At 64.3% G+C, this 21,103-nt stretch carries 20 protein-coding genes; 11 read left to right on the forward strand and 9 right to left on the reverse strand.

Annotated features, from left to right (window positions below):
• Positions 1-12: 12 nt before the first annotated feature.
• Together DC522_RS05990 and DC522_RS05995 are read left to right on the forward strand one after the other, a co-directional pair.
• Positions 13-330, forward strand: coding sequence for a hypothetical protein (locus tag DC522_RS05990; RefSeq protein WP_133239241.1), 318 nt, complete (start codon positions 13-15; stop codon positions 328-330).
• A 55-nt stretch (positions 331-385) separates the two neighbouring features.
• The gene (locus DC522_RS05995; protein ID WP_116527782.1) at positions 386-757 is read left to right on the forward strand and encodes a hypothetical protein; all 372 of its coding nucleotides are present in this window, start codon (positions 386-388) and stop codon (positions 755-757) included.
• A gap of 262 nt (positions 758-1,019) precedes the next feature.
• On the opposite strand, the gene DC522_RS06000 is transcribed toward DC522_RS05995, so the two are convergent.
• Together DC522_RS06000 and DC522_RS06010 are read right to left on the reverse strand one after the other, a co-directional pair.
• The gene (locus DC522_RS06000) at positions 1,020-1,571 is read right to left on the reverse strand and encodes a hypothetical protein (protein WP_133239242.1); all 552 of its coding nucleotides are present in this window, start codon (positions 1,569-1,571) and stop codon (positions 1,020-1,022) included.
• A gap of 833 nt (positions 1,572-2,404) precedes the next feature.
• On the reverse strand, positions 2,405-3,583 hold the full coding sequence (locus DC522_RS06010; RefSeq protein WP_165820063.1) for a PQQ-dependent sugar dehydrogenase: 1,179 nt from the start codon (positions 3,581-3,583) through the stop codon (positions 2,405-2,407).
• A gap of 214 nt (positions 3,584-3,797) precedes the next feature.
• Here DC522_RS06010 and trkA point away from each other — a divergent pair, with 214 nt between their 5' ends.
• The 3 genes from trkA (at position 3,798) to DC522_RS06025 (ending at position 7,635) form a co-directional block, all read left to right on the forward strand.
• Entirely contained in the window at positions 3,798-5,183 is a 1,386-nt protein-coding gene (gene trkA / locus DC522_RS06015; protein ID WP_116527786.1) for a Trk system potassium transporter TrkA, read from the forward strand.
• On the forward strand, positions 5,180-6,691 hold the full coding sequence (locus DC522_RS06020; RefSeq protein ID WP_116527787.1) for a TrkH family potassium uptake protein: 1,512 nt from the start codon (positions 5,180-5,182) through the stop codon (positions 6,689-6,691). Before trkA ends, DC522_RS06020 begins: the two co-directional genes overlap by 4 nt.
• A gap of 68 nt (positions 6,692-6,759) precedes the next feature.
• Positions 6,760-7,635 carry a hypothetical protein gene (locus tag DC522_RS06025; RefSeq protein ID WP_133239243.1) on the forward strand — a complete coding sequence of 292 codons (876 nt, stop codon included), beginning with the start codon at positions 6,760-6,762 and terminating at the stop codon, positions 7,633-7,635.
• A gap of 41 nt (positions 7,636-7,676) precedes the next feature.
• Here the strand turns inward: DC522_RS06025 and DC522_RS06030 are convergent, their stop codons facing one another.
• Entirely contained in the window at positions 7,677-7,856 is a 180-nt protein-coding gene (locus DC522_RS06030; protein WP_116527789.1) for a hypothetical protein, read from the reverse strand.
• 215 nt (positions 7,857-8,071) lie between these two features.
• Between DC522_RS06030 and DC522_RS36795 the strand changes: the two genes are divergently transcribed.
• The 5 genes from DC522_RS36795 to DC522_RS06050 all read left to right on the forward strand — a co-directional run bounded on the left by DC522_RS36795 (position 8,072) and on the right by DC522_RS06050 (position 12,835).
• The gene (locus DC522_RS36795) at positions 8,072-8,206 is read left to right on the forward strand and encodes a hypothetical protein (RefSeq protein WP_256369838.1); all 135 of its coding nucleotides are present in this window, start codon (positions 8,072-8,074) and stop codon (positions 8,204-8,206) included.
• 12 nt (positions 8,207-8,218) lie between these two features.
• Positions 8,219-8,734 (forward strand): STAS/SEC14 domain-containing protein, encoded by a 516-nt coding sequence (locus tag DC522_RS35765; RefSeq protein ID WP_116527790.1) that lies wholly within the window; start codon positions 8,219-8,221, stop codon positions 8,732-8,734.
• Positions 8,710-8,976 (forward strand): Na+/H+ antiporter NhaA, encoded by a 267-nt coding sequence (locus DC522_RS35770; protein ID WP_371678967.1) that lies wholly within the window; start codon positions 8,710-8,712, stop codon positions 8,974-8,976. Before DC522_RS35765 ends, DC522_RS35770 begins: the two co-directional genes overlap by 25 nt.
• Before the next feature lie 206 nt (positions 8,977-9,182).
• Complete coding sequence (locus DC522_RS06045) at positions 9,183-11,939, forward strand: cation-transporting P-type ATPase (protein ID WP_116527792.1); 2,757 nt, start codon at positions 9,183-9,185, stop codon at positions 11,937-11,939.
• A 29-nt stretch (positions 11,940-11,968) separates the two neighbouring features.
• Positions 11,969-12,835: a universal stress protein gene (locus tag DC522_RS06050; RefSeq protein ID WP_116527793.1), complete on the forward strand. Its 867-nt coding sequence runs from the start codon at positions 11,969-11,971 to the stop codon at positions 12,833-12,835.
• Positions 12,836-13,105: 270 nt separating this feature from the next.
• On the opposite strand, the gene DC522_RS06055 is transcribed toward DC522_RS06050, so the two are convergent.
• Genes DC522_RS06055 through DC522_RS06080 form a run of 6 tightly spaced genes read right to left on the reverse strand, consistent with a single transcriptional unit; the run spans position 13,106 to position 19,034 of the window.
• The gene (locus tag DC522_RS06055) at positions 13,106-13,504 is read right to left on the reverse strand and encodes a Na+/H+ antiporter subunit G (protein ID WP_116527794.1); all 399 of its coding nucleotides are present in this window, start codon (positions 13,502-13,504) and stop codon (positions 13,106-13,108) included.
• Between the two features lie 8 nt (positions 13,505-13,512).
• A complete protein-coding gene (locus DC522_RS06060; RefSeq protein WP_116527795.1) occupies positions 13,513-13,782 on the reverse strand; it encodes a K+/H+ antiporter subunit F in 270 nt (89 codons plus the stop codon).
• The gene (locus DC522_RS06065) at positions 13,779-14,267 is read right to left on the reverse strand and encodes a Na+/H+ antiporter subunit E (RefSeq protein ID WP_116527796.1); all 489 of its coding nucleotides are present in this window, start codon (positions 14,265-14,267) and stop codon (positions 13,779-13,781) included. Before DC522_RS06065 ends, DC522_RS06060 begins: the two co-directional genes overlap by 4 nt.
• Entirely contained in the window at positions 14,267-15,805 is a 1,539-nt protein-coding gene (locus DC522_RS06070) for a monovalent cation/H+ antiporter subunit D (protein ID WP_116527797.1), read from the reverse strand. The genes DC522_RS06065 and DC522_RS06070 overlap by 1 nt, the downstream gene beginning before the upstream one ends.
• Positions 15,802-16,164 (reverse strand): Na+/H+ antiporter subunit C, encoded by a 363-nt coding sequence (locus DC522_RS06075; protein WP_116527798.1) that lies wholly within the window; start codon positions 16,162-16,164, stop codon positions 15,802-15,804. The genes DC522_RS06070 and DC522_RS06075 overlap by 4 nt, the downstream gene beginning before the upstream one ends.
• Before the next feature lie 2 nt (positions 16,165-16,166).
• Positions 16,167-19,034, reverse strand: a complete 2,868-nt coding sequence (locus DC522_RS06080) for a monovalent cation/H+ antiporter subunit A (protein WP_116527799.1) — start codon at positions 19,032-19,034, stop codon at positions 16,167-16,169.
• A 171-nt stretch (positions 19,035-19,205) separates the two neighbouring features.
• Here DC522_RS06080 and DC522_RS06085 point away from each other — a divergent pair, with 171 nt between their 5' ends.
• Positions 19,206-19,940, forward strand: a complete 735-nt coding sequence (locus tag DC522_RS06085) for a ferric reductase-like transmembrane domain-containing protein (protein WP_116527800.1) — start codon at positions 19,206-19,208, stop codon at positions 19,938-19,940.
• The last annotated feature ends 1,163 nt before the right edge of the window (positions 19,941-21,103 follow it).

Consider the following 21,103-nt stretch of genomic DNA (forward strand, 5'->3'; position numbering starts at 1 on the left):
GGGGCAATGATAGTGGGCAAGGACCAGCTGCCGGATACCAACGAGGGCTATCTTGTCCTGCCTCGTCGCATTGGATGGGCTATCGTGGTGGGTGGCGTTCTTTATGCGGCTGGAACGGGCTGGGCAGCCAACGGCTATGTCAGCCGGCTGGAGAAGCTCGAAGACGCTGATGCCCGGTTCTTTCGCGAACGCGACGAACGGCGGGCCGCTGTCGACCAAAGACTTGCTCGCCTAGAGCAGAGCCAGGACCGCATTACCCGCCTCGAGGAGCAGGTGAAAATCTCCATAGAGATGCTCAAGGAGATCAAGGACGAGCTGAAGCGCCGCTGATGTGCGGTGCAGGGCACGGCATCCAGACCGATAGTCCTCTCAGAAGGATAGGACCATGCCTCAGCTTTCCGAACTTACCAGCGCTCCAGCCACGGTCGATGATAACGAGCTGCTCTATGTGCGCTTACCGTCCGGTTCTCCCGTCAGCCGGAAGCGGACGATGTCGACCCTCGTCACTTATATCCTCGGGAGTTCGGCTGCTTCCTTGCGCGGGTTCTTTGGGGCCGACCCGGTTGCCCAACCTGCTGGCGCCAGTCAAGCCGCCGTGCCAGCCACGCCAATTTCGGCGTCAGCTGGCGCGACGTACACGGCGACCGAGCAGCAGTTGATCAACGATCTGAAGGCTCAGGTGAATGCCCTGACGGTACTCTGTAACGCTCAGAGGGCGGCTCTCGTAAGCCTCGGATTGATCAAGGGAAGTGCTTAGGCCTGAGTAACAGACCTGAGCAATTTCAATGGGATGGGCTTGACTCTTAATCAGCGGGTCCAAGGTTCGAGTCCTTGTACACCCACCAATCTTCTCATTAAAACTGAATATAATAGCCGACGAGTTCCTTCAGGGAGCAGTCCTTTAATGTCGCCTGCAGCCTCGGACGTGAAAAGTGGATTTGCACTTTTGGGACCCATCCGATGCTTTCTCCTTGAATGAGAGCATCGTTGAGAGCGGACCTTCGGTTCCGCACGATGCTCTAGGATCTCGACCGTCGCGTGCGGCCGAAGGCGTTCGCACGCCTCCTCCACCCGCCGGTGCTCGGCCGCCGTGTTCCTCTCGATGAACGGCAGCGCGTCCCTGCGCGCACGACGGCGGGAGACATCAGATTGCGAACGCACCGACCCAGCAGCGTGCCCAGGTACAGGATATGAAGGCCGTGCGAACGCTCAAGATCAATGAAGAACTCGACCTCGCTTCTCAGCCGCAAGCCCTTGATGACCACGTCATGCCCGGACACGGCATAGCCGCCGACGCGCCGCATGATCTCCGCAAGGCCGCCATCCTGGACCGTGATCGTATCGCAGCCACCGCTGGTCCGCTCGTAATGCCCCGGGACCGCGAGGGGGCGTCTGCCGCGCGGGTGCCAGAGGCGATACCTGAACGGCCGGCCGCGTCCTTCGCGACAGATCACCGCGATGTCGCTACCGACATCATAGCGTCCATCCCGCTCCCACCCGTACTCCGTCAGAATGTGGCGAACCAACTCGGTCTTGCCGGCCCCACCTGTTCCCCGCGGGTCGATGATCACTCCCATCCTCGTATCTTCCGTTCAGCTCGAACCGACAGGCCGGGAAGACACGTTGGAGTGAAGTGATCATTGCATTCTGGATTAAGGATATTCGTAAGCACCTAATTTAATTCGTGCAGCAACTCTGGAAGACCGACATCAACGGCACCGTTGTGATGCGGGAATCCAGCATTGTTGCAATGGATCGAGCAGCAGCTCTCACATGCGTCTCCTTCTCTCGTCACCCTTCCATCTCAATGAACAGGGAGAGCCGAGGAAGTGGTGCTCGGGACGGCAAGAACATACGGCTTGCAGGATACCGCTCGCAGTGGTGCCCAAGCGCCATCGCCTTGTGGATGCCTGAGACCGTCAGGAGGGAGTGTCCCATCCTTGCAAGGCTTGCACTGGATATCGCCGGTCTCGTCCTGGATTGGTTGCTCTCCGTCCGGGCCCATGGCATCTACCTGGACTTGGTCGATGCATCGGGCCGGAGCTGCTGCGACCGCACCGACCGCCGGCCCGCGTTCTACCGGGTGACACAGAGCTGAGTCCGCATGTACGTGTACGGCCACTGGGTCGATGTGCCGGGCGGTCGGGTCCAGTACCGCGCCCTGGCCGGAGATACGGGCGAAACGGGGGACACTGGTGCGGCTCGCGCCACCATCCCTACCTCGGCCCGGAGGACTACGTCACCTGCTGCACGGTGCTGCCGCCGAAGCCTGCGCTTGTACGGGATACTGTCCCGATGGACGCCAAGCATGTGGCCGATCCGGTGCCGCGCAATATCGCCGCCCCGCCGGTGATCGGTTCCCGCACAGGGAAGGCCGCATGGCACCGTACAGGATCCGACGCGCTCAGAGCGGACCACGGCCGATGCCCTGCCGCGCCACGTCGGCGGCCGGCACCAAGCGATACAGGTGCCCTTCCGGATCGTCGGTCAGGACGTACAGGAACCCGTCCGGTCCCTGGCGGACGTCCCGGATCCGGCCGAGTTCCCCCTCCAGCAACCGCCGCTCATCGAGAGCCCTGTCTTCGCTGAGACCGAGCCGGACCACCATCTGGCCCGCGAGCGCCCCCAGCCACAGTGACGTGGCCTGGCCCTCTTGCCGGATCGTCAGCCCGGAGGGCGCGATCGATGGCAGCCAGACATGCACCGGCGCTTCCACGCCGGGCGCAGTGCTGCCGCCTGAGCCGACCGGGGAGCCGTCGTAGTTCAGGCCATGGCTCACCATGGGCCAGCCGTAGTTGCGGCCAGCCTGGATTAGGTTGATCTCGTCGCCGCCCTGTGGGCCATGTTCCGTTGCCCAGACCTGCCCGTGCCGCTCGTCGGCGACCAGCCCCTGCGGATTGCGGTGGCCGTAGGACCAGATCTCGGGCTTGGCACCCGGGACCGAGACAAAGGGGTTTGTACTCGGAACGGAACCATCCGCGTGGATCCGGATAATGGAGCCGGCATGATCGGATAGGTCCTGCGCCCGGCCAGGCTCCCAGCGATCCCCCAGCGACAGGAACAGGTAACCGTCGCGCGTCACGGCCAAGCGCCCGCCGAGTTGCTCGTTGGCGCTCGCGGGTGGATCGCTTTCGAACAGGACCGTGTGATCCTTGAGAACCCTTCTCCTCAAATCGAGCCTGCCCTTCAGGATCCGGACGGTCGACGCCTCAAGCGTGCCGTGGGTGTAGGACAGGTACACGGTTTTGTTTTGGCCGAAGTCCGGGTCCACCGCCACGTCGAGCAGGCCGCCCTGATCCCCAGTCCGGATGGGTGGCAACCCCTTGATCGCCTGTGCTCGCCCATCCGGCGTGACAAGCTGGAGGCGCCCGGGCTTCTCGGTCACCAAGAGCCAGCCGTCCGGCAGGAAGCCGACCGACCAGGGAAACTCAAAGGGCCCGGCGACCCGGACGGGGACGAGGCCTTCCGAAGACTCCTCGGCAACGGCCTCAGGATCCGCCGGTTGCGAGGCCGAAGTGGGCGACGTACCGATGAGGCAGGTCAGAAGAGCAACCGCAAGGGGCCATCCAGTCTGTCGGAGCATCGCCGCCCTGTCCTCCCGCAGCATTTGATGACCGCCGTTCCGGCGAGGGGCGCACGACGCGCGCACGTCCGCTCGACGCCGGGACGATCACGGTGAAGGTTCAGCCTATGAACTAGGTTGGTGATCCGACCCGACAAGCCGCCCCGGAGGCTGCGTTGCCCAGCCCTTCCTCTGCCCCACATACATGCACCCGGGGTGTGGAGGCCGAAGGGTCATGAGGGTGATCGTTTGCGGAGCGGGACAGGTCGGCTCGACCATCGCCCGTCACCTCGCCACCGAGGGGATCGATGTCACGGTCATCGACTCCTCCCCTGAGCAGGCCCGGCGCGTCGACGAGAGCTACGACGTTCGCGGCATGGTAGGCCATGCCTCCCATCCGGAGGTTTTGGAGCGGGCCGGCGCGCAAGATGCCGATATGCTGATCGCGGTCACCCGATCCGACGAGGTCAACATGGTGGCCTGCCAAGTGGCCTACTCGTTGTTCAACGTGCGCCGCCGGATCGCCCGGGTCCGCCACAGCGGCTACCTCGAGAAGAGCCGGCTCGGCCTCTATGCCCGCGACCAGATGCCGATCGACGTCATCATCTCGCCCGAAATGGAGGTCGCCAGCGGGATCGAGCGCCGCTTCAGAACGCCGGGCGCTTTCGATACGGTGCCCCTGGCGGAGGGGCGGGTGCAGCTTCTGGGCATTCACTGCAACTCGGGCGCCTGCTCCCTCATCGGGCATCCCCTGAGCGAACTCAAGAGCCTCCTGCCCGATGCCGGTCTCGTGGTCTTGGGGATCGTGCGGGACGGGGAGGCGTTCGTCCCCCACGGCCAGGACCGTGTCGAGCGGGGGGACGATGTCTACGTGGTGGCCGAGACCCGGCGCGTGGATCGCATCATGCGCTTCCTCGGGCATGAGGAAGAGATTGCCCGGCGCGTGATCATCGTCGGCGGCGGGAATGTCGGCCTGAACCTCGCCAAGAGGCTGGCCCGATCCGCGCCCGCGACATCCATTCGCCTTATCGAGCACTCCCGTGAGCGGGCCGAGTTCATTTCGCAGGAACTCGGTGACAGTGCCGTCGTGCTGCACGGGGATGCCCTCGACAAGGAGACGTTGATCGAGGCGAATGTCCAAGCCGCCGAGACGATCATCGCGGTCACCAACGACGACGAGACCAACATCTTCACCTCGGTGCTGGCCAAGCGGGAAGGATGCGCACGCGCCATCACCCTGGTGAACAAGTCCTCCTACGAGCCGCTTCTGCCGACCCTTGGCATCGATACCGTCGTAGCGCCGAACGCGATCACGATCTCCAGCATTCTGCGCCACGTTCGTCACCGGTCCGTTTCGGCTCTCTATACACTGCGGGAGGACTTCGGCGAGGTGATTGAGGCGACAGCCCAGGCGGGCTCCCGGCTGGTGCACGGCAGCATCCGTCAGGTTGGCGTTCCTGAGGGAATGCTGATCGGGGCGATCGTGCGTGGCGATGAGGTGATCATCCCCACCTCGTCGACGGTGATCGAGCCCGGGGATCGGGTGATTGTCCTGGTCACCTATCGCGCCCTGCGCAAGGCGGAGGCCCTGCTGGCCGGCCCATCACGGGACGAGCCATGAGAACGGGGAATGTCATCTCCCTGCGGGACCGGCTCGCGTTCGGCCCGTGGTCGCCGCCGCGCCTGCGGCCGGTGCTGCACCTGGTCGGGCGCATGCTCCTCGCGCTCTCGGCGGCCATGCTCCTGCCGGCCGTGGCGGACCTCATCGTGCGCAATCCCGACTGGAGGGCGTTCCTCCTCGGCAGCGGCCTCACCTTCGCCTGCGGTGCGGGACTGACCTATCTGACCCGCTGCCGCCTGACGGGCGGTCTCAGCCTCCGTCAAGCCTTCGTGCTCACGCCGCTGGCCTGGACCGCCATTGCCCTGTTCGGCGCGCTGCCTCTCTACATCTCCGACTATGCCCAGTTGAGGGACAGCTTCACCAACGCCTTCTTCGAGTCGATGTCCGGGCTCACCACCACCGGCTCGACGGTGATCGTCGGCCTCGATGCGGCTCCACCGGGAATCCTGCTGTGGCGGGCTCTGCTCCAATGGCTCGGCGGCATCGGCATCGTCGGGGTCGCCATTGCCATCCTGCCGGCCCTTGGTGTCGGCGGCATGCAGCTCTTCCGGACGGAGTCGTCCGACCGCTCCGAGAAGGTGATGCCGCGCGTGCGCGAGATCGCAATGGCCCTCGGGCTGGTGTACCTCGGCCTCACGGTGATTTGTGGCATTCTCTACTGGCTGGCCGGGATGACGCCCTTCGAGGCGCTCGTGCATGCCCTGACCACGCTCTCGACCGGCGGATTCTCCACCTCCGACAGCTCCATGGGCAAGTTCGGCTTGGCGGCGCAGTGGATCGGCACCGCGTTCATGCTGGCGGGCGGCATCCCGTTCGTTCTCTACGTGCGGCTCCTGCGGGGCGAGCGCGACAGCCTGCGCAACTCCCAGGCGCAGGCCTATCTCGGTTTCCTGCTGGTCATGAGCGTTGGTCTCACGATCTGGCTGGTCCTGTCGGGCCGGTATGGTCTGGAGGAGGCAGCGCGGCTGGCAGCGTTCAACGTCGTCTCGGTTGTGACTACGACCGGCTATGCCACCACCGACTACAGCCTATGGGGGAACGTCGCGATCGGCGTCTTCTTCGGCCTCACGTTCATCGGGGGCTGCACGGGCTCGACTGCCGGTGGGATCAAGATCTTCCGCTTCGAGGTGATGTTCACCGTGCTGCGCAGCTACCTGCGCCAGCTCATCTACCCGAAGGGCGTCTTCCGGCGGATGTATGCCGGGCGCCTGCTGCCGGAGGACGTGATCGTCTCGGTCGTGGTGTTCTTCGCGTTCTTCTTTGCGTGCTACAGCGCGTTCACTATTCTCCTGATGGCGCTCGACCTCGACTTCCTGACGAGCGCGAGCGCCGCCGTGACGGTCCTGGCGAACGTGGGACCCGGACTCGGGCCCACCATCGGGCCCGCCGGCAACTTCGCGACCGTGCCCGATGCTGCCAAATGGTTGCTTGCATTCGGCATGCTGCTGGGACGCCTTGAGCTGTTCACGGTCCTGGTACTGTTCCTGCCGCAGTTCTGGCGTGGGTAGAGGTCGCGTCCGATCCGGAAAGCGGAATGGGGAATGCTGCGCCCGATAGCGGTCGCATTGAGCTGAGGATGGCTGCGCCGCGAACCAAGACCGAGCGCGCCTGTTATCCTGATGTCAAGGTCATGGCGGTTCCCATGCGGCGTTCCTCGGTGCTTCTGTCAATGGCGGTCCTGCTGTGGGTGGGCCTCGGACCGGTCATGGCCCAGGAGCGCGCAGTCACGGTAGGAGTGCCGGCCGGACCTCTCGCCGGGCTCGTGCAGGCCCTGGCCCCCGCGTTCCACGCCGAGACCGGGATCGCCGCCAGGGCAGCGCCGATGGGGGGCGACGCCAACCCGACAGGCGTGGGTGCCCAGGCCATCCTCCTGCCCAAACGTGTGCTGGAGAGAACCCAACCTCTCGGCCGCGAGGAGCCCCGGATTATCTTCCATGGGGACGTGATCCTGGTCGGCTCCCGCGCGGAGCGGGCCCGCGTGCGCGGATTGAAGGACATCAAGACGGCCCTGCGCTGGATCGCCGCCGCGCGGGGAACCTACATGTCGAGCAGCCCGGCGCTGGGCGTGCGGGAGCTGGAGCTGGCCCTGTGGGACAGCATCGGCATCAACGTCCAAGTCCGCTCGACTTGGTACGTGGAGAGCAGGGGCGATGAGCCCAGCGTCCTCAGGGAGGCCGGACTTTGGGGGGCCTACGTCCTCATTGAGCGGATGACCTGGGCGGCGCAGACGGACCGGCGCGGCCTTGAGATCCTTGTGGAGGGCGATCCGGCCTTGCGCACCGCCTACGCCAGCCATCTCGTTCGGGAGGACTCCCCCGAGGCGAGAGCCTGGCATGACTGGCTGGCGTCCGAGAGCGCGCGGGCCGCCATTGCGGGCTTTAGACTGAATGGGGTGCGGATGTTCACCCCGGCAACTGGCGCGGATGGGGATGGGTCCCAGTCCCGGACGTGATCTCGATGGACCCAGCCATCAGGCCGTCGGGCCCTGGTCGATCAGAAGTTCATGACGGTCATGATGATGCCGAAGGCGATGAACGCCAGACAGACGGCCGGATAGACCACCATCAGTCCGCCGGACATGGGAAGGAGCCGCTTTCCCTCCCGGTTGGGCCGGGCGGCGAGCACAAGGCCCAGGCCGATGATGAGCAGGGCCAGTCCGATCGCCAATAGCATGGTCGTGTTTCTCCTCTCCGGGTCTAGGATCATGCTCCCACGGATCCAGAGTACCCTCAAGCAATCCAGAGGACAGGCGCAGGGCCTTCCTCCTTCCATGTCCCACTCGCCCTGCCGGCATCAATCCTGCCGGAGGATCACCTCGTAGGATGCCGCCCTATAATGAGGCCATGCGGGACCGCATGATGTGGTCCGGTACCTAAGAGGACGCTGCCATGCTGGAGGTTCTGCCTGCCCCCGCACACGTGGTGGCGCTGCGCGTGAACGGACGTGTCGAGAAGGATGACGTCGAGCGCGGCATCGCGGCGGTCGAGGACGCCTTGGCCCACCAGGAGCGCATCGCGTTGTAGGCCGAGGTCGCGATGACGGGCATGACGCCGGGCGCGTTCACCCGCGATCTCGGCTACGGGTTTGGAAAGCTGCGCGAACTCCACCGCTTCGCGCGGGCGACCGTGGTGACCGAGCAGGAGTGGATCCGCCGGATCGCCCATGTGCAAGCACGCATGCTGCCCCAAATCGGGATCCGAGCGTTTGCACCGCGTGAACGGGACGAGGCGCTGGCCTGGGCTTCGCAGCCCGTCACGTCGAGCGAGCCGGAACCTGTGCCGACGGCACCCTCCGTGCACCTGATCGAAACGTCCAGACCCGATATGGTCGGCTTCGAGGTGAACGGGCGCATCCACCGGGACGACATGCGCTGCCTGATCACGACCTTCGAGCAGGCCTTGGGTACCCACGAGCGGCTGCGCATGCTCGTGCGGGTGGTGAACTTCGATGGGGTCAGCCTCGAGGCCCCGCTGAACCCGGTGCCGTTCGGGGCGCGCGTGGGCTGTTTGTCGGCAAGCAGGTGGGGGTGTTCGCCTTCTCGTGGGCGGTGATCCGCCTGGACTGGGCGGACCTGCCGGCGAACGCCACTTGGGCGCAGTTTCATGGCGTGACGCTGCTGTGCGGGATCGGCTTCACCATGAGCCTGTTCATCGGCCTGCTCGCCTTCCCGGCCGCGCGTGCTGCTCGGCTCCGCCCTGTCTGCCCTGGCCGGGGCTGCCAAGCTGCGCCTGGCGAAGCCGGAGCGGGGAATGAAGCCCGCCCGGGCCTGACGAGCGCAGGCCGGGAAACATGAGCGGGCGGATGCCGCGGACAGCCGGCACCGAACGCCCGGGGCGGACCCGGGTACGGTGGCGGCACCCGCAGCCGCGCACCATCGAGCAGCTCGCAATCTTGACGTGAATCAAGGCTACGGTTTGCGTCATCGCTTTAGCTGACCCATCGACTCTCAAATCCGGGTGCAGGTCGATCCGGTGCGGGCGCGGTTCCAGCGAGGCAGTGATGGACCAGGTCAACAGGCTCAACCATGTCGACGGGCGGAGGCCACCCGGATCCATCCCATGGCATGCGGAGACCGCCGAGGCAACGGTGGCCGCATTCGAGACCTGCCCTGAGGGGCTGAACTCTGACGAGGTCCGGCGGCGGCTTGAACTGCATGGATACAACCGGATGCCCGAGGGCGAGCGGCGCAGTGCGCTCTCCCGCTTCCGCGCGCAGTTCAACCATGTCCTGATCTACGTCCTCCTCGGGGCCGCCACGGTCACGGTGCTCCTCGGACACTGGGTCGACACGGCGGTGATCCTGCTCGTCGTTCTCGTCAACGCCGTCATCGGCTTCATCCAGGAGGGGCGCGCCGAGCGCGCCCTGGAGGCCCTCCGGGCCATGATCTCGGCCCAGGCCTCCGTGATCCGGGATGGGCAGCGCCAGACGGTCACGGCCGAGGAGCTCGTCCCGGGCGACATCGTGCTGCTCGAAGCCGGAGACCGCGTCCCAGCCGACCTGCGGCTTCTTCGGGCGCGCAGCTTGCGCATCGACGAAGCCATCCTCACGGGCGAGTCGGTGCCGGTGGAGAAGAGAACGGGTCCGGTCGCCCCGGACGCGGCTCTTGGCGACCGGACCTGCATGGCCTTCTCGGGCAGCCTCGCGGTGGCCGGGCAGGGGATGGGCGTCGTCACAGGGACCGGGGCCGGCACGGAGATCGGCCGGATCACCGCCCTACTGGGCGAGGTCGAGCCCCTCACCACCCCGCTCGTGCGGCAGATGAACCGGTTCGCCCGGATGCTCACGGGGGCGCTCCTGGCTGTGGCGGCATTCGTGTTCGGGATCGCCGTTGCGGTCCACGGCATGCCGTGGGGCGAGGCCTTCATGGCGGTCGTCGGGCTGGCCGTCGCGGCCATTCCCGAGGGGCTGCCCGCCGTGATGACGATCACGCTCGCGATCGGCGTTCAGCGGATGGCGGCGCGCAATGCCATCATCCGGCGCCTGCCGGCCGTGGAGACGCTCGGCTCCGTCTCCGTGATCTGCTCGGACAAGACCGGAACGCTCACCCGCAACGAGATGATGGTGCAGACGGTCGTCACGCCGGACGGGTGCTTCGAGGTAGCCGGCAGCGGGTACGCGCCCGAAGGCGAGATCCGGCGGGACGGAGCGGCGTTGACCGTGGACGACCGGCCCGTCCTGACGGAGATCGCGCAGGGGGCCTGCCTGTGCAACGATGCCGGCCTGCGCCGGACGGAGGCGGGATGGGCCGTGGACGGCGATCCGATGGAGGGGGCGCTGGTCTTGCTAGCGATGAAGGCCGGCATGGATCCGCAGGAGCTCAGGCGTCGGTTCAGCCGCGTCGACGAGATCCCGTTCGACGCGCAGCACCGCTTCATGGCCTCCGTGCACCGCCTGCCCGAGGGCGGCGCCATCCTGTACGTGAAGGGGGCTCCCGAACCGGTCATCGCCATGTGCGCCAGGGAGCGCACCCGGTCGGGTGAGCGGCCCCTGGATCCTCACTGGTGGACGGCTCAAGCCGACACGGCGGCGCGCCGGGGACGGCGGGTTCTCGGGATCGCGGCGAAATGGCTGCCGCAGGTCCCATCGGGTTCACTGAGTTTCGCCGACGTGGAGACCGGGCTGACCATGCTGGGCCTGCTCGGGCTGATCGACCCGCCACGCGAGGAAGCGCTGGCGGCGGTCAGGGAGTGTCAGTCGGCCGGGATCCGGATCAAGATGATCACCGGGGACCATGCGGCGACGGCATGGGCCATTGCCGGTGCCCTGGGCATCCATGGCGGCGACGGCGCGGTGATCACGGGCACCGCGCTCGACCGAATGGACGACGACAGGTTCCGATCCGCAGTGCGGGACGTGGCCGTCTTCGCGCGCACCAGCCCGGAGCACAAGCTGCGCATCGTCCAGGCATTGCAGGCCGACGGCGAAGTGGTCGTGATGACCGGCGACGGCGTGAACGACGCCCCCTCGCTCAAGCAGGCGGACGTCGGCGTCGCCATGGGCCGCAAGGGAACGGAAGCGGCGAAGGAGGCCGCCGAGATGGTGCTGGCCGACGACAACTTCGCCTCGATCGTCGCGGCCGTGCACGAGGGGCGGACGGTCTACGACAACCTGAAGAAGGTGATCGCCTGGACCCTGCCGACGAACGGCGGCGAGGCGCTCGCCATCATTGCTGCGATGCTGCTCGGCCTGACGCTGCCGATCACGCCCGTCCAGATTCTGTGGGTCAACATGATCACGGCCGCGACCTTAGGCCTGACGCTCGCCTTCGAGCCGCCGGAGCCCGGTGTCATGCGCCGTCCGCCACGCCGCTTGGACGAGCCGATCGTGTCCGGGTTCCTGGTCTGGCGGATCGTCTTCGTGTCGGTGCTATTCGTCGTCGCTACCTTCGGCATGTTCGAATGGGCGATCAGGCGCGACCTGCCCATCGAGGAGGCCCGCACGATCGTGGTGAACACTCTCGTGGTGCTGGAGATCTTCTATCTGTTCAGCGTGCGGTTCCTGCACGCGCCTTCCCTCACATGGCAAGGCATCCTGGGTACGCGGCCTGTCCTGATCGGTGTTGGCGCGGTTGTCCTGGCCCAGTTCGCTTTCACTTACCTTCCGCCGATGCAGGCGCTGTTCCACACCCGGGCTCTGTCCTTCCTCGACGGCTTTGCGGTGGTCGCGATGGGTGTGGCTCTGCTCCTCATCCTTGAAATCGAGAAACGGCTATGGGGGCGTGCAAGCCGCTTGCAACTCGCTTCGGGTCATCGCTGACCTAGATCTTCGTCAAGGAGAATGGTGACATGTTACGCAGCATTCTGATTGCCCTCGATGGCTCCCCCTCAAGCCTGCAAACCGCCGACCGGGGGCTCGAACTCGCCCGACGCCATCAGGCCCACGTGGAGGGGCTCGGGATCGTCAACTCGGCATGGATCCAGCGCCCGGAGGCCGTATCGATCGGCGGGATGGCGTACAAGATCGCCCTGGACTTGAAGGAGCTCCAGAGCGCGGCGCAACGGGTGGATGCAGTCCTGAGGGACTTTCGCGAGCGGGCTGAGCAGGCGGGCATTCCCTCCTTCCAGATCCGCCAATCCGACGGCAATCCCCTTGAGGTGCTCGAGGTCGAGGCCGCATCCCATGACCTGGTCGTGCTGGGCCGCCACAGCATGTTCGATGTGGACGGCGAGCTCTATGAGCTGCCGCTGTGCGTCGATCGCATCATCCGAGGCGAGCCGCGGCCTATCTTGCTCCTCCCGGATGACGGGCTCGGCAAAGGAGAGATCAGCTCACAAACCCAAGTCCTGGTAGCATTCGATGGAAGCCCGGCCTCGTCGCGGGCGGTTCATATGTTCGCACTCCTTGGATTGGCTGCCGGTCGCGTGATCCATGTCGTGACACTCGATCAGTCATCGCCCAGCCGGGCTGACGAGACCGCCGCCCGTGCTTGCGCTCTGCTCCGGCGACACGGGGCGGCGGAGACGCATGCCATCGGTCTGGGCAGCAGCGAGGCCGGGACCCCGGCGGAAACGATCCTTGGGCTCGCGAAGGCGCTCAACATTGGCATGATCGTCATGGGAGCCTATGGCCACCGGGGCATCCAGGAGATCTTCGGATCCTGCACGAGGGAGGTGTTGAATGCCTGTCCCACGGCCCTGTTCCTACATCACTAGAGCATCGTGCGGAAAATTGGATCCGGTTTTCGCTGACGCGGCCCTCCGGTTCCGCTCTCAACGATGCTCTCATTCAAGGAGAAAGCATCGGACCCAAAAGTGCAAATCCACTTGTGGGTCCGAGGCTGTAGAACTCGATCTGTTGAAATGGTCGAACGAACAGAGCCTCTGCATTGCATGTGATCGTAGAGTGAATGATCGCCGCAATACCAGCCAGGATCTTGCAGCGGAGAGGTTCCCTAATTGACCCGGGCCTGCATGCCCGAGGGATCAGCTCGTGGGAAAGGTTCGCTCCGCCTTCGGGCGTTCGTCCGGCTCAGCGGCGTCGAGCGTTGCCCAGCCCACGGGACGCCCGGTGTCGGGGAGGGCCTCCCGTGCCCGCCTCTCGCGGAGAATGTAGGCCTTTGCGATCATCTGGGCCGTCACTGGAGCAGTCAGAAAAAGGAACAAGGTGATCAGGAACTCGTGGATCGACGGCTTTCCTTCGACAATCCAGAAATACAGCATCGAGGCGATCAGCATGGAGCCGATGCCGAGCGTGGTCGCCTTGGTGGGACCATGGAGGCGTCGCATCAGGTCCGGCAGCTTCGCAAGACCCAAGGAGCCGACGAAGAGGAAGAATGCTCCGACGAGAATGACAATGGAGATGGCGCCTTCGACAAGAATCATGGGACGCCTCACTCGATCACGTTGCCACGGAGAAGATACTTGCACAGCGCGACGGTCGTCACGAAGCCAACCATCGCAAAGAGGAGGGCGGCTTCGAAGTACATGGTGGTGCGAAACCAGAGGCCGATCACAACGATGAGCCCGATAGTGTTGATGACCAGCGTATCGAGAGCCAGAATCCTGTCGAGCACATCCGGACCCCTCGCAAGGCGGTAGAGCGTCAGCAGGCTTGCGACTGTGATGGCGGCGGTGGCGATCAGGCAGGCAAAGTCGATCATTCGAAGATCTCCTTCAGGCGGCGCTCGTAGCGCTCCTTGATTCGGGCGACGGTGGCGTCCGGATCGGTGGTTTCAAGGCAATGGACAAGGAGAGAGCGCCCGTCGGCGGAGAGATCGGCACTGACGGTGCCCGGTGTCATCGTGATCGTTCCCGCGAGGGCTGCAATGGCTTCTGCCGTAGTCAGATCGAGAGGCACGCTGATGAAGCGGGACTTCAGTGAGCCGCCGCGCCGGAACAGCACCCAATAGGCGACTCGGACATTGGAAACGGCTATGTCGACGAGGACGATGCTCATGTACTCGATGATCACGACCGGGCGCCGGATGCGCGGGGGAGAGGGCCAATAGCGACTTGTCAGCTTCGGGATCGCCCAGCCAAGGGTGATGCCGAAGGCCACGGCTCCGGCGGAGACATCATTGACGAGCAGCACCCAGACAAGGGCGATGACGAAGCTGAGGATCGGCTGCGGGAAGAAACGGACCATCACCGCACCTCATTCTCCGGCCGCGGTTGAGTAGAGGGGCCCAGAACGGCCTCTATATAGGGCTGTGGACTGATGACCTGGCGCGCGGTTGCCTCCAGGTGGCGGGTCACTGGGCCAGCCGCAACGGAGAGTAGCGCCGTTCCGAGGATCAGGAAAACCGCAGGGGTAAAAGGCGCGACCCGGCCCGTGGAACGCTGGGCTTCGAAGGTTCCCTCAACGGCCTCGCTCTTCCAGAACAGCGTCGTACCGGCGCGACCGAAACCGATGATGACGAGGAGACTGGTGGCCAGCACGACCACCCAGATCCAGACGGCGGAAGACGACGCCCGGGTCGCGTCGAGGATCATCAGCTTGCCGATGAAGCCCGAAAGGGGAGGAAGCCCGCTCATGGCGACGGCTGCCAGGAAGAAAAGGCCGCCCAGAAGAGCTGCGTTGGCCATGACAGGGCTCGGCTCGAGATCATCGCGCCAGCGTCCCCGGCGGGAAGCAATCAGGTCATTGAGCAGAAAGAGCGCGCCCGCTATCAGAGTCGAGTGGAGTGTGTAGTAGAGCCCGGCGGTCAGCCCCTCGACATCGAAGAGCGCGACGGCAACGAGCAGCGAGCCCATCGACCAGACCACCGCGAAGCAGACGAGATCCGTGAAGACGCGGCTTGCCAGGACACCAACGGCTCCGATGACCAGAGTCGCAAGGGCGGCGGGCATGATCCAAGGAGCTGCAATGGAAGCCGCCATCCCTCCGTCCGTCCCGAAGATCAATGTAAACATCCGGATAATGGAGTAGGTACCGACTTTCGTCATGATCGCGAAGAGCGCAGCGACAGGCGCTGGAGCGGCAGCATAGGCCGTCGGCAGCCACCAGTGCAGGGGCACGAGGGCGGCCTTGAGGGCGAAGACCATGAAGAGCAGGAGGGCGCCCGTCCGCAGGAGCGCGGCGTCGCCAGCCGCAACCTGTCCCACCCTCCCAGCCAAGTCGGCCATGTTGAGAGTGCCCGTGACGCCGTAGATGATGCCGACTGCGAAGAGGAAGAGCGTCGAGCCGAGGAGCTTGATCGCGACGTACTGGAACCCGGCCCCGAGGCGGCGCGGCCCGCCGCCATGGAGGAGCAGTCCGTAAGAGGCGATCAGCATCACCTCGAAGAACACGAACAGGTTGAACACGTCCCCGGTGAGAAAGGCACCGTTGATGCCCATGAGCTGAAACTGAAAGAGCGGATGGAAATGGTGTCCCTTCTCGTCCCATCCATTGAGGACATGGAGCATGACGGCCGAGGCAAGAATTCCCGAAAGGAGCACCATGGTGGCGGATAGCCGGTCCAGCACGAGGACGATCCCGAACGGTGCGGGCCAGCCCCCTAGGAGATAAGGCCTGACCGCCCCGTCCGTCGCGAGAACGAACAGGCTGATGCTCGCGAGGCAGAGCAGGGCCGTCGCGGCAAACGACACTCGACGCTGTAGGTTCGGAGCCTGCCGGAGGAGCAGGAGGAGCGGTGCCGCCAGACCTGGAACCAGAATCGGCGCGACGATCCATGCGCTCATGAGGTCAGGCGCTCCTCAGCAGGCTCCGGCATCTTCGGGATACCCTCGTCCACCCGATCCGACCCAGTCTCGAGAAAACCGCGCAATGCCAGCACGACGATCAGGGCCGTCATGCCGAACGAGATCACGATGGCGGTCAAGACAAGGGCTTGCGGGAGCGGGTCCGTATAAGTCGTTGCGCCTGAAGCCATGATGGGAGGCTTGTCGACGACAAGGCGGCCCATGGCGAAGAGGAAGACGTTGCTCGCATAGGACAGCAGGGTCATGCCAATGATGACCGGGAAGCTGTGCCCCCGCAGGATCAGGTAGATACCCGCTGCACTCAGGACACCGATGGCAATCGCGACAAGAGCTTCCATGGTCAGACCTCCTTTCCATTGACGGTTACCGGAGCCGGAGGCGGGCGCGGCAATTGAATGTCGGTCGGGCCCTTCGGTACTGGCTCCCGTTCGGCGCGAGCTTCCACGCGCGACATCTGGGCAAGGGACAGGAGCACGGTGCCAACGACTGCAAAGAAGACGCCTGTGTCGAACACCAAGGCCGATGCGAGCTCGAACTCGCCGATGACAGGCAGTCGGATATAGCCGAATGTGCTCGTCAGGAATGGACGGCCGAACAACAGCGATCCCAGGCCAGTGAGGCCTGCCAGCAGAACGCCGAGGCCGAGCATGGTATGAGCATTCAGCCGCAGACGCTCCGCCGTCCATGCGTAGCCGCTCGCCATGGCCTGCATGAGAAGCGCAACGGCAACAATCAGGCCTGCGATAAACCCGCCACCCGGATGGTTGTGCCCGCGCAGGAAGATGAACGTTCCCACGGTGAGCGCGAGTGGCAGGAGGACACGCGTGACGACGACCAGCATGAGCGGGTGTGCATCCGCGGTCTCATCGCCCTGGTGCATCGCCGCGAGCCGTTGTGCTGCGGCGCCCCGGAGCGAGCTGTCGAGCAGAGCGTAGATCGCGAGAGCTGCAATGGTCAGGACGATGATCTCGCCGAACGTGTCGAAGCCTCGGAAGTCGACAAGGATCACGTTGACGACATTCGCGCCTCCTCCGCCGGGCTTCGACTGGGCCAAATGGTATTCCGAGATCGACTGAAAATCCCGTGTCATCACGGCATAGGCAAGGCCTGCAAGGCCCAGGCCGGCCGCGCAGGCAATAACGCCGTCTCGTGCCTGACGAACCCAGCCGGGCTCCATGGGGGTCGTGCGCGGGAGGAGATTGAGCGCCAGCAGCATCATGATCGTCATGACCACCCCGACCGAGATCTGCGTCAGCGCCAGATCAGGAGCCGAGAACTGGATGAAGGCAAGCGACACGCCGAGCCCGACAATACTGGTCAGGATAAGCGTCAGAAGACGATTGGCATGAAGGACTGCGACGGCGAGGCTCGTGACCAGGAGGATGGCCCAGATGACCAGGGCCGGCCCATGGATCGGCAGGAGCGCTCTTCCTCCAGGTGCGTGGATGCCCGATGCAAAGCCGATGACCCCGACGAAGATGGCCGCAACAATGATCACCGCGAGATACCGAGGTAGTGACTCGGTGTGCAGGGTCGCGACGAGGGCTCTCGCCGCCGCGGTTGCGCCGTTGACAGTTTGGTCGAAGATGCGCTTGGCGTCCGGTCGTGGCACGGAACCGCGCAAGCGGTCAAACGCTCCATGAAGGACGAGGAGCGCCGCACCGCCGATGAACGCCACCGCGCTCATGAGCAGGGCCGATGTGAAGCCGTGCCAGATTGCCAGATGGTAGGACGGCAGGGCTTGGCTGCCGATAACCGCGAGGGCCGTGCGCTCCACGATAGCTCCTGCGAGCAAGGCGGGCAGAAGCCCGATGGCAACCACAGGTACCACGAGCACCGCCACCGGCAGCCAAAGCCCGAGCCGCGGCTCGTGCGGATGATGCGGGTAGTCGGTGCGGGCAGGTCCCAGATAGGCCGCGATCGCAAGCCTTGCCGAATAGGCGACCGACAGCAGCGCGCCGGTGGTTGCAAGGGTTGGCATGATCCAGCGACTGCCTGCATAACGCGTATGAATCATCTCCTCCAGCATCATCTCCTTGGAAAGAAAGCCGTTGAGCAGCGGCAAACCCGCCATGGAACCAGCCGCGACGAGCGCGAGGGAGGAGCTGATCGGCATCAGGCGCAGGAGGCCACCGAGCCGCCTGACGTCGCGCGTGCCCGTCTCGTGATCGACGATGCCGGCGCTCAGGAAGAGAGCGACCTTGAAGGTCGCATGGTTGAGAATGTGGAAGACAGCCACGACCGCAGCCATCGGCGTGCCAAGTCCCAGCATCATGGTCATGAGACCGAGATGGCTGACAGTCGAATAGGCGAGAATAGCCTTCAGGTCATCCTTGAACAGGGCGATCCAGGCGCCGACGAGCATGGTCGTCAGCCCGACTGCCGAGACGATGAGGAACCACGCCTCCGTTCCGGCGAGCACCGGCCAAAGGCGAGCCATCAGGAAGACGCCTGCCTTCACCATCGTGGCCGAGTGGAGATAGGCCGAGACGGGCGTTGGTGCCGCCATGGCATGAGGCAGCCAGAAATGGAAGGGAAACTGTGCCGACTTCGTAAAGGCGCCCCCCAAAACGAGCAGCATCACCGGCAAGTAATGCGGCGATGTCTTGATGGTGTCGCCTCGCCGCAGGATCTCCGACAGCTCATACGAGCCGGCGATGTGCCCGAGCAGCAAAAATCCTGCGAGCAGCATGAGACCGCCACCGCCCGTGACCACGAGCGCCATTCGCGCGCCCTGCCGCGCTTCTGGCAAATGATTCCAGTAGCCGATCAGCAGGAAGGAGCCGAGACTGGTGAGTTCCCAGAAGATGGCCAGCAGGAGAATATTGTCGCTGACCACGATGCCCACCATGGCCCCCTGGAAGAGGAGCAGATAGGCGTAGAAACGACCCATCGGGTCGTGCTCGCTCAGGTAATAGCGGGCATAGATAATGATAGGCAGGCCAATCCCGAGGATCAGCGCAGCAAAGAAAAAGCCGAGACCGTCAAGAAAGAAGCTGAACGAGAGGCCAATCTGCGGCAGCCAACTGTATTTTGCCGAAAGGATCTCACCACGGTAGACGGCGGGCGCCGCTGCGGCCAGCATTACCAGAGCGGCGCCAGCGGGCAAAACCGTGGCCAAGGCACAGATGGTGCGTCCGGATCTGATCGCCAATGGCGGGAGCAAGACGGTCAGAAGCGGAAGGAGAGGGAGCAGCGCAATATTCAACGTAACGTCCGGACAGCGGGCGGGAACGAACCATAGCCAAGACTGAAGGTATGACTTAGGCCCATGTCCCTGCGGGACAATGCATCTTGTCCGATCCATACCTGCATCGGAAGGCTCAGCCCCGTGGTATAATGGTTTCATCAGAAATGCCTAAGGCGGCTGAGCAACATCATGAACACGTCCGAGTCCCACGCGCATGATGCTTCCCGGACGGCCCCTCATCCATGGCGAAGCGTTCTGTTGGCGGCCTGCGCCATCATGGCCTTCTCGGTCGTCTGGCTCTATCTCCGCCGCTTCGGCGCCCCCATTGGCGAGGTCTACGTGAAGCTCGTGTTCGCATCCGTCCCGGTGACGGGGATGGTGCTCATCGGAATCTGCTTCCTTATCGGTCCGCTGGCGCATTTCTCGCCGAGCGCATGGACGAAGCACCTTCGCCTTCGCAAGCCTTATGGCCTTCTGGGCCTTTTCTTCGTGGCGTTTCACACCCTGTGGGCCTTGGTTCGGCTGGCACCCGCTCATTACCCGGAATTCTTCGGTCCTAACGGAGCCTTGACCCCAGCGGCTGAGCTGTCGATGCTCGCCGGTGTGGCAAGCCTGATGATCCTTGCCGTTCAGGGCATCACCTCGCTACCATCAGTAGAGGCGCGCATGGCGATAGCGTCCTGGCGCGCGGTCCAGCGGCTCGGCTACTTGGCCCTTGCGCTGGCGCTCGGGCATTTCCTGGTAATTAAGTGGCAGGGGTGGGTTGCTATCGGGCAGTGGCCTTATGGTCTTCCTCCGCTATCCCTCCTCCTGCTTGTGTTCCTGGTCGCGGTATTTGGAATGCGCTTGGCAGCGCTGTTCTCATCAGGGACAAGCAAAACCAGAACAACGGAAGTGGGCAGCCATAGACGATCCGCTTACTGACCGGACCCGCCGGTGACGTCCTGTGCCAAGCGTTCTTCAACAAACTCCAGGGCATCCAGCGCAAGTGCAGCCGGGGTCCTAGAGCATCGTGCGGAACCGAAGGCCCGCTCTCAACGATGCTCTCATTCAAGGAGAAAGCATCGGATGGGTCCCCAAAGTGCAAAGCCACTTTTCACGTCCGAGGCTGTAGGTGCCGACCGTCTGATCGCGCGGCGGCCCCGAGCAGCGCAGTCCGATCGGCGCGGCCTTGAGATGCGGATAGAGGGCGATCCGGCCCTCCGCACCGGCTATGTGAGCCATCTGGTTCGGGAGGATTCCCCCGAGGCGAGGGCCTGGCACGACTGGCTGTCGTCCGAAAGGGTTTTAACCGCCACCACAGGTTCCAGTCTGAACGGAGTCGGGTGTTCACCCCAGCAGCCGACAGTGAAACGGAAGGGCAGCAATCCCGGACGCGAGCCTCGATGATCGAGCCTCTTCATCTTATGTTGCCGCTCCAAACGCCCGAGAGGATTCCTGACACGATCATGGCAATGCCAAAGGTCATAAGTGCGATGCTGACGACTGAATGGAACATCGCGACGCTGCCGGACAGGAAGAAGCGGGCACCCCTTCCCGGTTCGGCAGCACCGCGAGGATCATGCCCAAGCCCGCGGTGAACAGGACAATCCCGACCACCAGTTTCATAGCCGCCTCCGTCCGTTCTCAGGTTTGCTCATTGCGTCAGTCCGGTCGGTTAGGAGCTACGCTCCCACGGATCCAGAGTACCCTCAAGCGGTCGCTGACATGACCTTGGGGCTCTTCGAATAGGCCGAGGGTGAACACAAAGAGAGCTCGGAGCGCCGAAACTCGACCGTTGCCCGGGTCTGGAGCATCGCGACAATGACCGTCCTCCACCACAATCCTCCCCATCTTGGGCAGCTACCACAGCAATCTTTTTCTGCACTTTGGTCCAGTTCTGTCGTCGTGAGGTTCACGACAAGACCGCTGAACCGGATGCATGGGTAAGAAGATCGGTTAATGGCACAAAGCGGAAGTAGATTGATGGTCAGTAATGATGCGTTGAGCGGACCTTCCGCTTGTGACATTGAACTCTCACCGAGGTCTGGGACGAATCCTACTGTCCTACGACATAATTGCGCTTGATAAACAGGACGGTCACGCCG

The organism is Microvirga sp. KLBC 81 (genome assembly GCF_003075415.1).
Taxonomy (GTDB): domain Bacteria; phylum Pseudomonadota; class Alphaproteobacteria; order Rhizobiales; family Beijerinckiaceae; genus Microvirga.